This is a genomic window from Noviherbaspirillum phoenicis (assembly GCF_047237965.1).
Classification (GTDB): domain Bacteria; phylum Pseudomonadota; class Gammaproteobacteria; order Burkholderiales; family Burkholderiaceae_D; genus Noviherbaspirillum_A.
The window spans coordinates 2,694,131-2,709,605 of sequence record NZ_JBDFLX010000001.1; the positions used below are offsets into that span (position 1 = coordinate 2,694,131).

The window sequence follows — 15,475 nt, forward strand, 5'->3', positions numbered from 1 at the left end:
CCGTTATCGATTAACCCGCCCTGCTTCGTCCGGCACCAGCCACTGGCTGGCCACCCAGCCGCGCTGCCCGTCCACTCTCACCGCCGTCCAGTAAGCACGCTGTGGCTGCGGCAGGATTTCGACCACCGTGCCAGCGCGCAGCTGGCGCAGCATCGGCGCATTGATGTCGGGCGTGACACGCAGCGCCAGCCGGTCCGCAATGACCCGCATCCGGTCGGGGCTGGCGTCGCCTGCCTGAGCTACGGGGCTGGCCGCATTGATTGGCGAGACTGGCACGCCGATGGCATCGCTGTCCTTGCTCTGGCTGTCACGCGGCACGGGCTGCGGCGTTGCCTGCCCTACCGGCTGTACCGCATCAGCGGCAATCCAGCCACTGACTTCACCCACCAGCACATGCCGCCAGCGACTGCTATCGACTTCGGGCTGCTGCGCACCCATGCGTACCGCGGCGCCGCGGCCCAGAGTCATGATTGCGGCCGACGCCGCATGAGGCCGCAGGCGCAGCAGCGCACTGGGGCTGGTTACCATCAGCAGGCTGCCACCGGGAGGATCGAACTGCAGACTGGACCGTGTGGGCTTTTCGTCGGCTGGTGCAGCTTGGGTGAAGCTGCTGGCGTCGCGTCCGGGTTGCAGCGGCTGGCTCAGATAGGGCGCCGGGCCCATGGTTGCCTGCAGTCTTTCGTCGGTGCGACGCACGCGCTCAGCCAGTTCGGGCGTCTTGCCGTCCACCACGGTGGGCGTCACGAATACCACCAGCTCGGTTTCCTTGTTCTGAAAGCGCTTTGAGCGAAACAGCGCGCCCAGTATGGGCAGGTCACCCAGGAACGGCACCTTGTCGATATCGGTGCTGGTTTCGCGTGACAGCAGGCCGGACAGCACAATGGTTTCGCCGCTGTTCACATTGAATTCGGTACTGGTCTTGCGGGTGCGCAGGCCAGGGCCGGCGGGTGTGGAGATGGCAGCATCGATCGAACTGACTTCGCTGTCTATCATCGCCCGTACTACGCCGTGGCTATCCACCCGTGGCTGGATGTCGAGCTTGACGCCATAGGGCTTGAACAAGACCGTCGGACCGTTGATGGTGGACACCGTGTAGGGATATTCGCCACCGGCCAGGAAACTGGCCTTGGCGCCATTGCGGGCGGATAGCTGGGGCTCGGCCAGAATGCTGGCGCGGCCGTTCTGCGCCAGCAAATTCAGTTGCGCATTCAAGCCCATGTTGATGCCGGACAGGATCTTTAGTCCGTTCGGCAGCGGCACGCCGCCGCCTGCCGGCACACCTTCGACACCTTGCGGCACCGAAATTGGCGCGGCATTGCCCTGGCCTGCGGTCTGGATATTGATCTGGTACGGCCCATCGGTGCCGTGGCGTAGCGGCGACCAGATGCCGGCAATCGCGCCACCGCCAGTGGGCGTCCATTTGATGCCATGCTCGCGCAGTTCACTGACGGGAAACTCCGCAATCTTCACATCCAGCAGCACCATTTTTTCCCAGCCCAGGCGATTGGTGAAGTTGACGATCTGCGGATAGCGCTTGCTCAGCTCATCGATTTTCAACAGGTCGAAGTCGGACAAACCATCGCCTTCGACGATGACCTTGTCGCCAATGACCGATGCGCGGGCGCTTGGTATCGTCGCCAGGAAGGCAGCGACTTCCCGCGCATATCGGCTGGTGTCGCCGGGAACGATATTGATCTTGAGGCGCTGGTAACGGCCGTCCTCGTTCCAGACAAAGAGCGAGGAGGTGCCGACGGCATTGGCGAACAGGATGGTTTCCCGGCCATCGAGCGCTGCGGCGGTCAGGATCTGGCCATTACCGACCGCAATGCGGCCCACGCCAGGTGTGGGAAATACCCGCGACTCGCCGACAAACATCTCGATTTCGGGAATGTCGACCGGCTCGTCGGCCTTGCGGATCGGCGCATACGGCTGGTTGACCAGTACTGGCGCCGCCTTCCTGCGCGGGCGTAGCTGTTCTGCGTAGCCATGGCCGGCAACTGGTGCAGGTGGCGATGTACTCGTAGTTTTGCCTGAAGCAGAAACCGGCGCCTGCGCGGAAGTGATGGCGCCGGTGGAACTGGCGCCCGCAAGCGCTGTTTCCTCTGCACCGGAAACAGCGCTCATCAGCACAAGAATGAAGACTAGCGGCAGTGTGGCTTGGCAGCGAACTGGCAGAAGGTACATGAAGGGGTTCCCAATCATTGACGCTAGCGTGGATCGGTAGCGCGGCTTGCGCGTGGCATGGCGGGAGCGGATGTGCCCGGTGCATCGGCTGCATCGATTGCATCGCCTGAAGGCAAAGGCGCAGCGCCTGTAATCGACGGTGTCAGCACTGGAACAACTGCAGCCGGGCGCGCTTGCCCGCTTGCTGCGTTCAAGCCGCCTGCTGTCGTTCCACCGGATGCCGCCCTGTATCCGCCCAGCCATAGCGCTTCGGGTGGAAACTTGCTCACACGGCCGCCGTACAGCACCGGAATCTCCGGGTCTTCATTCATGCCCTGCCCGAACAGTGCATTCATGTCGAGTGCATCGCCGGGCGCGGCTTGCCTGTCGCCCGGATTGCGCAGCAGTGCGGTGATCTTGCCGCCATCCCGTGCGGCAATCAGAGTAGTCGCCTGCGATGGCGTGACATTGAGCGTGACCGTTGCATACTGCTTGCGCTCGCCAGTGACTGGGTCGTCGACCAGCCGCTGGCCGGTGGCGATCACGTGCACCCCTTGCAGCAGCGGCATGGTGAGCTTGTTCCCCTTGCGTTCCAGGCTTGCAATCAGGTCGATCACATCGCCCGGCTCCAGCAGGCCCGAGATGGAATTGATTTCATCTACGGCAACCGTCATTGCCCGCCACCCGATGCCGACGCGCCCGGAAAATGTGGCTGGCTTGCTCGCTTCCAGCATGCTCGACAGCAGCATTTCACCGCCCTTGATGTTGTAGGCGAGCTTGCGTCCCACAGCGCTGCCGAAGCTGTCATTGGTCAGCGCATTGGAATGCGCATAGTCCCTGGGTATGGGACGCAGCGCGACATTGCCGGGTCCGATCTCCTGTCCCTTGGGAAGATCTGTCCTGGCCACCACCACTTCCACCATGGCGGTCCGGCTGCGGGCCTCGATCGCATCGATGCGGGCGGAGAGAAAGCGGTTGGCCGCCAGGGCTGCGACAACGCCAATGACCAGGGCGAGACCCAGCACTATGGTGGTTTTTCCTGGCCGCGGAAAAGAAGGAAGCGCAAATTTCATGATGTCATTCGCTCAGGGATACGGCGTAGGTAAATTTCTGATACGCGGTGCGCAGCGCATCGACGAGTTGCCATAGCACGCTGTCCGGGTCGGCCATGCCTATGCCCAGCGTTAATGCAATGGCCGCGCACACCACGGCGTATTCCACCGAGGACTGGCCGCCGCAACGCCGCGCCCGTCTCATCGCATGCCATCGATGGTGACGACGGTGTTGAGCACGACCGCGCTGGAGCCGTCGGCATGTGCCAGGATGACAGCGGTGGCCTCACGCGCCGCGCCACGAAAATAGAGTGTCTGGGAGGGTGGCTTCACGGCTCGCAGCTCGCGCTCCAATGCATAGCCGTCCTGTTGCATCAGGTTGTTGATGGCATTGCGGCTCAGGCTTGATGAATGCGGACTGTCCAGCACCAGGTACTGGTAGTGGCGCGCCGCATCATGTCCACGTGTGAGGCTTTGCAGTCGCATGCCAGAAGGCAGGCGCGACAGCCAGTGTGCCTGCAGCCTGCGCTCCTCTCCACGGTCTGCCACCATGGCCGCCAAGTCAGTTTGGGCAATCAAGCCACGTGAACCACTGCCCGCCGGCTCGATCTGCACCGTCAGGTACCGGCTGCCTTGCGCCCGACCCAATACCGTACTGGCGCCGACGTGGTTTTCAACCAGCGGCATGCCCAGGCTGGCACGAAACCAGGCAATGATTTCTGTTGCCGGCTGCTTGCTGAGAAATCCCTGCACTTGCATCGGCATGCCGTTGGCGGAGAGGGGGCCGCCCAGCGAGAATCCCTGCGCACCGGGAGGCAGGCGCACTTCAGGCCATTGCGTTGTGTCGGCTGCACGGGCGAGAGGACATGCCAGAGCAGCAAGCAGCAGGAAGCGTCGTGAGAGTCTCATGGCGTTTTTTTTCCCTGAAGCCGGTCCTGTGGCACCACGTCACGCCAGGCCGCCAGATTGCCGAAACGTGGCGCCTCGACCTTTCCAAGGTCGACGTACTCGATGGCCAGCGAGATCAGGTCTTCCGGCATCAGCGCATTGATCGGCGCCATGCGGCCAAAGCGCTGCTCTGCCTGGACGGGCGAAGCGGCTGTCCAGGCATCGGGCAGCACGCTCGCATGCCGCTCGATGGTCAAATCGAGCTTGTCGAAGGGCTCGATGCTGCGCAGGCCTTCGGGCAGATTGGCAAGCCTGACAGCGACATTGGCACGGTAGATGCCGTTGGCGGAAAGGCCCGCCAGGCTGGCCCACGGGAAGAGCAGGGTATCGCTGGCCTTGGCATAGCCATCGGCATGTCTGTCGCCATGGGATGCGCCAAAGGACAATGCAATGTCATCGGGATTGCGTATCAGCGGCTTGCCGAACGGGTCATTCCAGTAGTCCTTGAGTGCGGCTTCCTGTTCCGGGCCGCTTCTGATGCCGGCCTGCGCAGGGCCAAAATAGCGTTGCCGCAACTCGTTCTGCAGCTGTGCCGGGGGCTTCTGGCTGTTGTTGCCGTCGTTGCGCAGTACGGCATCGAATGCAGCGTAACGGCTGGCCATCTGGCTTGCATGGCTGATGTCCTGGTATTTGCCGATAACGGGCAACAACAGGAACAGCGGAATCAGCACCAGGCTGATGACCAGGAACTCCGTCAGTGCCTGACCGTGCATTGCTGCCACGGCCCCTGCCCTTGCGCCGCGCTTGTGCACCAGTCCGCTCATTTTGACGCTCCGGCTACCGTTGCCAGCAGCGACGGGTCCAGCAGGCGCGCCTGCCAGTAGGGATTGAACAGGCTGGGCAATTCGGATGGCTTGCCGTGCGCACTACCCCAGGTGTTGTTCACACTGCCAGGCGGCCTTTCGAACCACACTTCCACTGCCGCGCTGGCCGTCATTTCTCCGCCCGACAGGTTGGACTGATAAGCCGTTACATTCGGCCGCGCCCCGGCAGGATCGGGCGCCTGCCTGATCGCCGATCGGCCTTCAGGCGTGGCAAGCTGGTCGCGCTGGCGGGTCAGCTTGACCTGCAGCTTGAGCCGGGGCTCAGGCTCGCCAGGCTTCAGGTGGTCGGCGTTGAGGTCCTGGAAGGCTGGCAGGCCGGTGTACTCAGCCCACTGATCGGAAGAGGCCAAGCTGTGGGCATAGGGATTGGTGCGTGGCGAACCGCCCAGCGTTGCCTCGGAATCGTCCTGGTCAGCATCATCCGGATGCGCCTGCTGCTCGCCCCAGGCGATTGGATGCTCGCGGCTGCGGCAACGCTTGAAAATGCGGCCGGTATTGCGAAACTCCCAATAGGACTCGGTATCTTCGGCCTTCCATTCATCGTAATTGACCAGTTCGGTGCCGCCGCGCCGCTTGACCGAGTTCTTTCGCCAATTCAGTACGCAAACCCATTGGGTTGGGTCTGGGAACATGGCGTTAGCAGTCCAGTTGCGCTGTTTGACAAAGCCATCGCTATAGGCAGCGATCTTGGTCACTTCTGCGAAGCGGGCACGCTCAGCGCCTTCATATCGGCGCGTAAAGCCCGGCCAGCTGTCGGTCAGCAATTGCGCGGTGGCGGTCACACTGCCGTCGCCACGATAGTTGGCATCTGCAATTTCCTGCATTACCGTGGCGCGCGACAGCTGGAAGGCACTCAGGGTTGCGTTGCCGCTGCCATTGGCTGTGCCGGGGCCGTGTAGCGCTTTCTGCGCCAGCTGGATGAGCTTCTTGTTGGCCTCCACGCCGATGACGATTTTCTGCATCAGCATCGGCAGCTTTTCAGCGGCTTGGGCAACGAACTCGCCCGCATATTGCACGGATAGATAGCATTTAGCGGCGAACAAGAGATCGTATTTGAATGCCACACCATACGCCTCACCAACGCCGTTTGGATCCATGCATTCAGGAAACTGCCATGGCAGATTTTCCGCATGCGTCTTCACATATTGCGACCAGGAAGACAGACTGACCATTTGTGCAATCAGTACTTCATTGGCAACCAGGGCGCGGTTGCCGTAAGCATCGAAGTTCAATGCCCTGGCCTGCATCACGCCCGCGCCATAGGCAACCGCGTCTGCGGTGGTGACCAGGCGGTTTTTTTCGGTAATGACCTGCCCGGTGTTGAACAGGAAATAGGTGCCGGCCAGCCCGGCGATCAGGAAGAAAATGCCAAGGATCAGCGCTTGGCCACGCTGGCGGTGCAGTGTGCAAAACGAAGAACGCAGTGGTTTGCGCACGGCTGCTGTCGGGAGACGGCGAGGCAGGCGCATGGGAAGCATCCGGCAATTGTCTACTTCGCCTTGTCCGCGCCATCCGCATAGTTCGACAAGCCTTTTGCCTTTTGCTGGTCGTCCGTTTTGGCCGCCGCGGTGCCTGCCGCCGTGACGGCGGTGGCCCCTGATTTTCCGCCTACCTCGTTGGCGATCGCCGACATCTGGCTGCGTATGGTTTGTCCAAAGAACTGGTAGACAGCAATAGCCGCCACCGCGATCAGCGCAACGATGATGATGTATTCGGTCATGCCCTGACCGCGTGATTGAACTGCACGAAGATGACGCATGCGAGCACTCCCTGAAGAGACAACGTTGAAGAGGGTTGCGGTCGGACGGGCTTGCGAGGCAAGGCTTGAATGGCTGCCTTGTGGAGAGGGAGTATAGAAACCGCAAATGCTGCCGGAAGCTCGAAACATTGGCAGTTGACAGATGCGTCCTGCTTGCCTTTCGTCACCCTGGCGCAGGGTTGATCAGCCCGCGGGCCGCTACTGTGGCGACCGTGCCGCAGTGGGGACGGAAGATTGCATAAAGGGTTGCCAATGTAAATGAGAATAGTTATCATTTCTGGCGGTGCCCAGTGCCAGCTCGGTCATCGTCCATCCAGCCAGCAATTCCCTCCCGCGGATAGCCAGCCACAAAACCAGTCAGCGCCTCTCGTCGCGTGTGCCGCGACGAGCTATCCCAGGAGAAGAACAGCATGCAACGTCCCGCTCTGCGGCCCCTCGCCGCCGATATCAGCCACCCCGAATTGAGCGCCGCCGGCGCCCGTCGTCCCGCCCTGCTGCCGCTGGGCGCAATGATGGCCGCCGTTGCACTGTCCGGCGTGGCGCATGCGCAGGAAAACGCGCAGGCGGAAGCGGCTGCGCTGCCGGCAATCAACGTCAAGACCCAGCGCGAGGAAAACCTGGGCTATCAGGGCGTGAAAACCACGGTGGGCAAGACGCCGCAACTGCTGCGCGACGTGCCGCAGGCAGTCACGGTGGTGACCGAGCAGTTGATCCAGGATCGCGGCGCCGACACCCTGAAGGAAGCGCTGCGCAATGTCGCCGGCCTGACCTTCAATGCCGGCGAAGGCGGCCGTATCGGCGACAACATCACGCTGCGCGGCTATTCGCTGGTGGGCGACCTGTACCTGGATGGCATGCGCGACATCGCGCAATACAACCGCGAGATTTTCAATATCGAGCAGGTGGATGTGCTGCGCGGCTCGGCATCGATGCTGTTCGGCCGCGGCTCGACCGGCGGCGTGGTGAACCAGGTCAGCAAGAAACCCTTCCTGTCCAACATCAATGAAGCCGCCCTGACCGTGGGCAGCGATTCGTACAAGCGCGGCACCGCCGACCTGAACCGGGTGGTGGGCGAGAATGCTGCCGTGCGCCTGAACGTGATGAAGACCGATACCGACAGCTTCCGCGACGGCGTGCACAGCGAGCGCTGGGGCGTGGCGCCGTCGTTCAGCTGGGGCATCGGCACCAGGGACGAGTTCAACCTGTCCTACTACAAGCTCAAGGGCAATAACACGCCTGACTTCGGCGTGCCCTACTTCCGGGGCAAGCCGCTGAACGTGCCGGTCAACACCTTCTACGGTCTGCCTGACTCGGACTACCAGCGCGAAGACACCGACATGGCAACCGCCAGCTGGATTCATCGTTTCGACAACGACACCTCGGTGCGCACCGTGCTGCGCAAGGCCGACTACGACCGCGACCTGTGGGCCGTAGCGCCGCGCCTGGCGGCCAACACCAGCTTCATTAGCCCGAGCACTTTCATCAATCGCCAGGCACAGCGCCGCGGCGGCGTCGAGCACACGCTGACCAGCCAGACCGACTTCACCACCAAGCTGGAAGCGGCCGGCATGAAGCATGAAATCCTGCTCGGTGCGGAACTGGTGAAGGAAGAAGCCAACCGCTGGAATTACGCCACCACGCCGGCCAATCCGTCGACCACGGTGGGCAACATCAATGCCTACCCCGTGCTGCCGCCCGGTTACGGCAACAAGACCCGCATCAATCCGGTCAGCTATGACGCCCATACCGTGGGCATCTATGGCCAGGACATGATCAGCCTGAACAAGCAATGGAAGGTGCTGGTGGGCGCCCGCCATGACCGCTTCTCCGCCGACTATGAGCGCGCCGCGCCCGCCGGTCCACTGTCGCGCACCGATGCCGAATGGAGCTATCGCACCGGCCTGATCTTCCAGCCGACCGATACCGCGTCTTACTACGCTTCCTATGGCACCTCGTTCAATCCTTCCGGCGAACTGTATGCGCTGGACGACCGCGGCGCGAATACGCCGCCGGAAAAGAACCGCAATATCGAGGTTGGCGCCAAGTGGGACCTGCTGGACGGCAACGTGATGTTCCGCACCGCGCTGTTCCGCTCCCAAAAAACCAACGAGCGCAATACCGACCTGGCTGTCAGCATCGAGCAGAACCTGCTCTCCGGCAAGCGCCATACCGACGGCATCGAGTTCGAGTTGGCCGGCCGGATCACGCCGAACTGGGAAATCTTCGGCGGCCTGGCGCTGATGAACGCCAAGATCGACGCTGCCACCGGCACCCAGCAGGACACGCTGGGCAAGCGCCCGATCAATACGCCGCAGCACACGGCCAACATCTGGAGCACCTACCGGGTCAGCGAGCGCTTCAAGCTCGGCGGCGGCGTGGAAGCGGTGGGCAAGCGTTATGGCAACACCACCAATACCAACGAGGCGCCATCCTACGTGCGCTGGGATGCAATGGCCGAGTACCAGATGGACAAGTGGGCCTTGAAACTGAACGTGTTCAACCTGTTCAACCGCAAGTACTATGAGGGCGTGTATGCCGGCCATATCGTGCCGGGCACTACCCGCATCGCCCAGTTGACGTTGTCCACCAAGTTCTGACCGGGAGTCCTCCATGCTGTTGCGCGTACCCGAAGTCCTGTCGCCCGACGCGCTGGCCCGGTGCCGCGCCATCATGGAGCAAGCCGACTGGGCGGATGGCAAGATCACCGCCGGCACCCAGTCGGAGCAGGTCAAGAACAACCGGCAACTGCCGGAAGATTCGGAAGCCGCGCGCGCGGCGCGCGCCATCGTGCTCGATGCGCTGGGCAGGAGCGCGCTGTTCATCACCGGCGCGCTGCCCAAGAAAACCTATCCGCCGCTGTTCAACCGCTATGACGGCGCGTCCAATGCCTTCGGCAACCACATCGACAATTCGGTGCGCACCTCGCCCATCACCGGCGCCTGGGTCCGCACCGACCTGTCGGCCACGCTGTTCCTGTCCGAACCGGAGGAATACGACGGCGGCGAACTGGTGATCGAGGACACCTTCGGCAGCCAGTCGGTGAAGCTGGCCGCCGGCGACCTGATCCTGTACCCGGCGTCCAGCGTGCATCGGGTCGAGCCGGTCACCCGCGGCTGCCGCCTGGCGTCGTTTTTCTGGATAGAGAGCATGGTGCGCGACGACGCGCAGCGCCGCCTGCTGTTCGATCTGGACATGTCCATCCTCACCCTGCGCGGCACCGAGGGCGACACGCCGCCGGTGGTCAAGCTGACGGGCTGCTATCACAACCTGTTGCGGATGTGGGCCGACACCTGAAGCGCATGGTTGGCAGCGAGCATGAAAGCAAAACGGCGCAATCAGCGCCGTTTTTCAATTTGAAAGCCCATGCAGGCATATGCCGCACAGGCCATTAATGAAGCATTAATGCGGGACGGTATCTTTAAAGGAAGGCCGTTCGGACACCTTGTCGAACAGGCGCGCCAGGTTCGGATAATCGTCGCGCCAGGTGATTTCCGGGAAACGGAATGACAGCCATCCCAGCGCGCAGCCGATGGCCACGTCGGCCAGCGTGAACTGGTTTCCCATGCAGTACGGCGTCTCGGCGAGGTCCTGCGACATGGTCTTCAGGCCGGCATGCACCTTGCCCATCTGGCGGTCCATCCAGATCTGGCTCTGCTGCTCGACCGGGCGCAGGGTTTTTTCCAGCCGCACCAGGATGGCGGCGTCGAGCACGCCATCGGCCAGCGCTTCCCAGCACTTGACGACCGCGCGCTCGCGGCTCTGCGCGGGAATCAGCTTGCCGACCGGCGTCAGGGTATCCAGGTATTCGACGATGACGCGGGAATCGAACATTGCGGCGCCGTCTTCCATGATCAGGCAGGGCACCTTGCCCAGCGGATTGGATTGCGGAACGGTGGTTTCGGGGCCCCAGACGTTATCCAGTACCAACTCGTAATCGAGCTTTTTTTCGGCCATGACGACGCGCACTTTACGCACGTAGGGGCTGGCGAGGGAACCGAGTAGTTTCATAGAGAGTTTTTAGAATAGGTCGGGTCGATTATAGCACCCGGAAATTCGGGTTTAATCCGCAAAATACACGCGGTTTCGCGTCTGAACAAGGAAATTACGCATCCCCGCCGGTGGTAGAATGGCGCTTTTTTCCGTTCTGCCGGCCGGCGCCCTTGCCGCGGCACAGTGTCCATCTTCCTTTCCCTCATCGCCATGCCTCTCTCCACCCTGACCGCCCTTTCCCCACTTGACGGGCGCTATGCCGCCAAGACCGACAAACTACGTCCCATTTTGTCCGAAGCCGGTTTCATGCATCACCGGGTCAAGGTGGAAATTGCATGGCTGCAGGCGCTCGCCGCGGCGGGCCTGGCCGAGATTAAGCCGTTTTCCGCGGACGCCAATGCGCTGCTCACCCGCATCGCCAATGATTTCACCGAAGCCGACGCCGATCGCATCAAGCAGATCGAAGCCGTCACCAACCATGACGTGAAGGCGGTCGAGTACTGGCTCAAGGAACAGGTCAAGGACGTGCCCGAGCTGGTGGCCGCAAGCGAGTTCATCCATTTCGCCTGCACTTCCGAAGACATCAACAACACCTCGCACGGCATGATGCTCAAGGCCGCCCGCGACACGGTGCTGCTGCCGGCTCTGCAGGCCGTGATCGACCGCCTGACCGAACTGGCGCATGAGCAGGCTGCCGTGCCGATGATGTCGCGCACTCATGGCCAGCCGGCCAGCCCCACCACCCTGGGCAAGGAAATCGCCAACGTGGTGGCGCGGCTGCGGCGCGCGGCGCAGCGCATCGCCTCGGTGGAAATCCTGGCCAAGATGAATGGCGCGGTCGGCAACTACAACGCCCATCTGTCGGCTTACCCGGAACTGGACTGGCAGGCATTTTCCCGCCAGGTAATCGAAGAGCGCCTGGGCCTGACCTTCAATCCCTACACCATCCAGATCGAGCCGCATGACTACATGGCCGAGCTGTTCGACGCGGTGGCCCGCGCCAACACCATCCTTCTGGACCTGAACCGCGACATCTGGGGCTATATCTCGCTGGGTTACTTCAAGCAGCGCACCAAGGCCGGCGAAATCGGCTCGTCCACCATGCCGCACAAGGTCAATCCGATCGACTTTGAAAACTCAGAAGGCAACCTGGGCATGGCCAATGCGGTGCTGAAGCATATGGCCGAGAAACTGCCGGTGTCGCGCTGGCAGCGCGACCTGACCGACTCCACCGTGCTGCGCAACATCGGTGTCGGCCTGGGTTATGCGCTGCTGGCTTACGACAGCTGCCTGCGTGGCTTAAACAAGCTGGAAGTCAACCCGACGCGCATGGCCGAAGACCTCGACGCCACCTGGGAAGTGCTGGCCGAGCCGGTGCAGACCGTCATGCGCCGCTACGGCATCGAGAACCCGTACGAGCAACTGAAGGAACTGACCCGCGGCAAAGGCATTTCCCGCGAGGCGCTGCAGGCGTTCGTGCAGAGCCTGGCGATACCGCAAGAGGCCAGGGAGCAGTTGCTGGCAATGACGCCGGCGAATTATCTCGGCATCGCCGAGCGGCTGGCGCGGGATATCTGAGGTGGTGGAGGATGCCGGCTGACACGGCCGGCATCGGATTTAATAATTCAACGGCTTTCTGCTTGGAAGCCTGTCCTTCAACCCATCCTTGCCTATAGGGGACAGGTCGGATTTGTCAATCAGGTCATCGAATAACGCCACGAGACTGGGCATTTCCTCTCTGTTACGCAAGCCGGCAGGATCGCGCTTGATGTTGGGATAAACCGTGCTCGGTATCTTGCGTGCGCCATAGCTGATCTTGTCGTACGCAGTGATTTTTTGCTCCCTGGAAGCCCATATTGCTTCGTTGCGTACTGCTTCGCTGCGTGCATACAATTGAGCGTCGTCGTAGATCTTACTAATCTTGTTTCGGCTTGCCGCAGCGCCTTTTCCAAGCTCTTTCTTACATCTGAGAAGTTTTTCCTTATTCTTCAAGAGCAGATTGGAGGTCAAGACCGCTTCCATAAACGCCTTGACCCGCTCGGGATTGCGTGAAGACATGGCAATATAAAATGCGCCAAAATTATCAGACTCACGCCTTGCCAACAGCAGATCTACCTTATGCGTTTCATCCAGCTTCGAGGCAAGGATGGTTTCAAAAAAGGTGCTTATCATTTCCGGCGTGCCGCGCATTAGCGCCCTATAGAACGCGGATCTTCCCTCATGCGGCATACTTATCAATTCCATCGCCTGAATCGATGACAATCCGTTATCAGGGGCCAGCACAGCATTCAAATAAGCTTTCACCATTGCCACATTGTTACTCATGATCGCCGCATGCACGGCTGGCAAAGTGCTGTTTAAAACCTTATCATGCGCTTCCTTCGTTTCCTTCCTGAGCTCTGCCACCTTTTCCGCTGGAAGTTCTTTATAAATGCGCGAAAGTGTTTTGTAATAGGGCTTCTTTTCCGTTCGTAGCCGTTCCATGTCCGGCAAATGCCTGGCCTTATCGGGATTTTGTTCTTTTAGGTAAACATCCGCTTTTTCAAAATAAAACTCTTCAACGTAAGCGGGAAGCGCATCCGTCAGCGGCGTGGTTTCCATTGCCTGTAGCAGAATACGTTTGTCGTCAAAGCTGGCATTGGACGCAAACACTTTTCGGACTGCCTTCGTCACTTCCGCTGCATCGCCGTTGCTGTCCAGAAGAAGCGCCCGCAAACGCTTGCCGCGAGGCTCGAGACCTGGCTGCTTTTCCTTTCCGTTCGCCGCATCAACACGGTCCTGGTAGCTGACGAGGTGTACCATCGTTTTGTCGACGGATTCGGGCAGCAAGCTGGAACAGGCTGACACATCGATTGCAGTTGCCATCACCCGATGGGCGAAGTCGAAACCCGTTTCACCATGCTGCTTCCTTGTGCTGGACAGGGATTGATACAGCGGCGGCGGATTCATGGAGTACAGATACAGGATCAGCCTGCACCGACTGGCTTCAGGCAGTTGACTTGCTGCTGCCATATCCATCAACAAATACATCGTTGCAGCGGCTCTCCGGGGATTGTTCTTTCCCGGCGTGAACATCTCCCTGGACCTTTCCTGGATACGCTGAAGGAAAACATTCAGGAAAGACTTCGTGCGCGCCTGTATTGCAATGAATTCTAGCAGCGATTTTATGACGCTTCTGTCGCCCTCGATGAAGCCAGCCAGCATGTTCGACGGCGACAAGTTGATGTCAGCAGCCTTTTCCAGTTCCTTGCCCAGCACGCCCAGCAACAAGGCGGTGGCGACGATTTCATCGCCAAGCACATCGAGCAGTTGACTGAAAATCGTCTTCTTGTCATGGTCCTGATAGTTGTCAAGGTCGTCGAGAAACCCGATAGCACATTCAAGCCCCAGGCAAACATCTCCTGAATCGGCTACGTCTTGCATAACCTGTTTAATGGAGTCGATTGAACGTTGCTTGCCGGGCGCATTGACATCATCAATACTTGATTTCGCGTCCTTGATTTTCTGCTCAAATTGCTTCAGGGCCTTGGCATCGTCCGGTGGATAAGCCTGCTGCGTATCCGAGTCTTCTCCATCCAGATTACTGTGATCGCTACCTGTGTCATCAATGGCACACCCGGCAAAAGCACATATAAGCGCATCGATGACTTTTTTTCTATCCTGCCCAGACATTGGCGGAGAAGCAAGTTTGCGCAACCGCGGCAAGTAAACAGCTTGCTCCTTTGAATCAAGGAGATCCAAGGCGGGTGCCAGAGTGACCAATGGGGCACAGCGGTTACAAGGCTTCATCTGCTCTATCTTGTCCAGCACCGTTTTGAAGGCTTCGCTTTGCTTGCTAGGTGGCATCTCGAAAATCGACCTTGCATCCTTCACAGCCGCTATGGACTGTTTGTCCGGCTCGACGCTTGAAGTGAGGTAAGAGCGGCGCCTCTCCCTTGTGCTGGCGTTAGGCGTGCGTTCTTTCTCCTCGCTTGACGTCGATTCCACTTTGTCGCTGCTGGAACTCGACGCCTTTAACCTAGGCACCGTGGTGGCTGTTGTTGTCGTGGTGGTGGTTGTAGTTGTAGTTGTAGTTGTGGTGGTAGTCGTTGCTCCTTTGGTTTTGATGTTTGCCGGCTTCCTGGCCTTCGCAGTCTCCCTCCTTTTGAGAAGCGCAGACGTTTTGCTGCTCTTGCGCTCCTTGGCGCTGTCGTTTGCATCTTTATCGATCAGGGGGGAGTAGACGTCATTGTCATTGTCATTGTCCTTCTCCCGCTTTTGCTTACCGGAGGCGCCGGGACTGCGCGGACTGGACTCCGAGCTGTGGGAGCTTTCAACCCGGGTTGCGCTCAGTTGCTGTTTTAAAGTTAGCTGCCCACTTTTTGCGCCAGGGCCCATACCCGGCTTCTTACCAGACCCTGGCGCGAAAAAGCTGGAATTCGCAGTGCCATCCTTGCTCTGGCTTTTGACTTTTAAAGTGGGCGCGCCGGAACCGGAATTAGGCGCCTTGGTTTTCGCGTTTTCTTGCTTACTCTGCGTTACTCCGTACTCGCTTGAAAAGCCGTCCAGGCCGCGCGGACTGCTACTTCGACTACCGCTATAGCTATTAGATCGCTTCGACCCGCCCGATGACTCCACGCTTGAATCCGCCATGACTATTCTCCAGATAAGTGTTGTGCAAGACGACGTCGCAACGACGATGTCGGCCTTCGTAACACTTGCAGGGGAAGAATTCACTGGCGCAAAAGGACGCCTGTCAT

At 60.2% G+C, this 15,475-nt stretch carries 12 protein-coding genes; 3 read left to right on the forward strand and 9 right to left on the reverse strand.

Annotated features, from left to right (window positions below):
- Positions 1-3: 3 nt before the first annotated feature.
- The 7 genes from ABC383_RS12230 to ABC383_RS12260 all read right to left on the reverse strand — a co-directional run bounded on the left by ABC383_RS12230 (position 4) and on the right by ABC383_RS12260 (position 6,707).
- Positions 4-2,124, reverse strand: coding sequence for a pilus assembly protein N-terminal domain-containing protein (locus tag ABC383_RS12230; RefSeq protein ID WP_413014286.1), 2,121 nt, complete (start codon positions 2,122-2,124; stop codon positions 4-6).
- Positions 2,125-2,207: 83 nt separating this feature from the next.
- Positions 2,208-3,188 (reverse strand): Flp pilus assembly protein CpaB, encoded by a 981-nt coding sequence (gene cpaB / locus ABC383_RS12235; RefSeq protein WP_413014288.1) that lies wholly within the window; start codon positions 3,186-3,188, stop codon positions 2,208-2,210.
- A gap of 52 nt (positions 3,189-3,240) precedes the next feature.
- The gene (locus ABC383_RS12240; RefSeq protein WP_413014290.1) at positions 3,241-3,420 is read right to left on the reverse strand and encodes a hypothetical protein; all 180 of its coding nucleotides are present in this window, start codon (positions 3,418-3,420) and stop codon (positions 3,241-3,243) included.
- Positions 3,417-4,124 (reverse strand): hypothetical protein, encoded by a 708-nt coding sequence (locus tag ABC383_RS12245; RefSeq protein ID WP_413014292.1) that lies wholly within the window; start codon positions 4,122-4,124, stop codon positions 3,417-3,419. Before ABC383_RS12245 ends, ABC383_RS12240 begins: the two co-directional genes overlap by 4 nt.
- Positions 4,121-4,927, reverse strand: a complete 807-nt coding sequence (locus ABC383_RS12250; RefSeq protein ID WP_413014293.1) for a hypothetical protein — start codon at positions 4,925-4,927, stop codon at positions 4,121-4,123. Before ABC383_RS12250 ends, ABC383_RS12245 begins: the two co-directional genes overlap by 4 nt.
- Positions 4,924-6,219 carry a hypothetical protein gene (locus tag ABC383_RS12255; RefSeq protein ID WP_413014295.1) on the reverse strand — a complete coding sequence of 432 codons (1,296 nt, stop codon included), beginning with the start codon at positions 6,217-6,219 and terminating at the stop codon, positions 4,924-4,926. Before ABC383_RS12255 ends, ABC383_RS12250 begins: the two co-directional genes overlap by 4 nt.
- A gap of 257 nt (positions 6,220-6,476) precedes the next feature.
- The gene (locus tag ABC383_RS12260; RefSeq protein ID WP_413014297.1) at positions 6,477-6,707 is read right to left on the reverse strand and encodes a hypothetical protein; all 231 of its coding nucleotides are present in this window, start codon (positions 6,705-6,707) and stop codon (positions 6,477-6,479) included.
- Between the two features lie 449 nt (positions 6,708-7,156).
- Here ABC383_RS12260 and ABC383_RS12265 point away from each other — a divergent pair, with 449 nt between their 5' ends.
- Positions 7,157-9,343, forward strand: coding sequence for a TonB-dependent receptor (locus ABC383_RS12265; RefSeq protein WP_413014299.1), 2,187 nt, complete (start codon positions 7,157-7,159; stop codon positions 9,341-9,343).
- 13 nt (positions 9,344-9,356) lie between these two features.
- Positions 9,357-10,040 carry a Fe2+-dependent dioxygenase gene (locus ABC383_RS12270; protein ID WP_413014301.1) on the forward strand — a complete coding sequence of 228 codons (684 nt, stop codon included), beginning with the start codon at positions 9,357-9,359 and terminating at the stop codon, positions 10,038-10,040.
- Positions 10,041-10,145: 105 nt separating this feature from the next.
- Here ABC383_RS12270 and ABC383_RS12275 read toward each other — a convergent pair whose 3' ends face one another.
- The gene (locus ABC383_RS12275; protein ID WP_413014302.1) at positions 10,146-10,754 is read right to left on the reverse strand and encodes a glutathione S-transferase family protein; all 609 of its coding nucleotides are present in this window, start codon (positions 10,752-10,754) and stop codon (positions 10,146-10,148) included.
- A 192-nt stretch (positions 10,755-10,946) separates the two neighbouring features.
- On the opposite strand from ABC383_RS12275, the gene purB reads away from it, so the two are divergent.
- Entirely contained in the window at positions 10,947-12,314 is a 1,368-nt protein-coding gene (gene purB / locus ABC383_RS12280; protein ID WP_413016330.1) for an adenylosuccinate lyase, read from the forward strand.
- A gap of 39 nt (positions 12,315-12,353) precedes the next feature.
- Here the strand turns inward: purB and ABC383_RS12285 are convergent, their stop codons facing one another.
- Positions 12,354-15,368 (reverse strand): hypothetical protein, encoded by a 3,015-nt coding sequence (locus ABC383_RS12285; RefSeq protein WP_413014304.1) that lies wholly within the window; start codon positions 15,366-15,368, stop codon positions 12,354-12,356.
- Positions 15,369-15,475 lie beyond the last annotated feature (107 nt).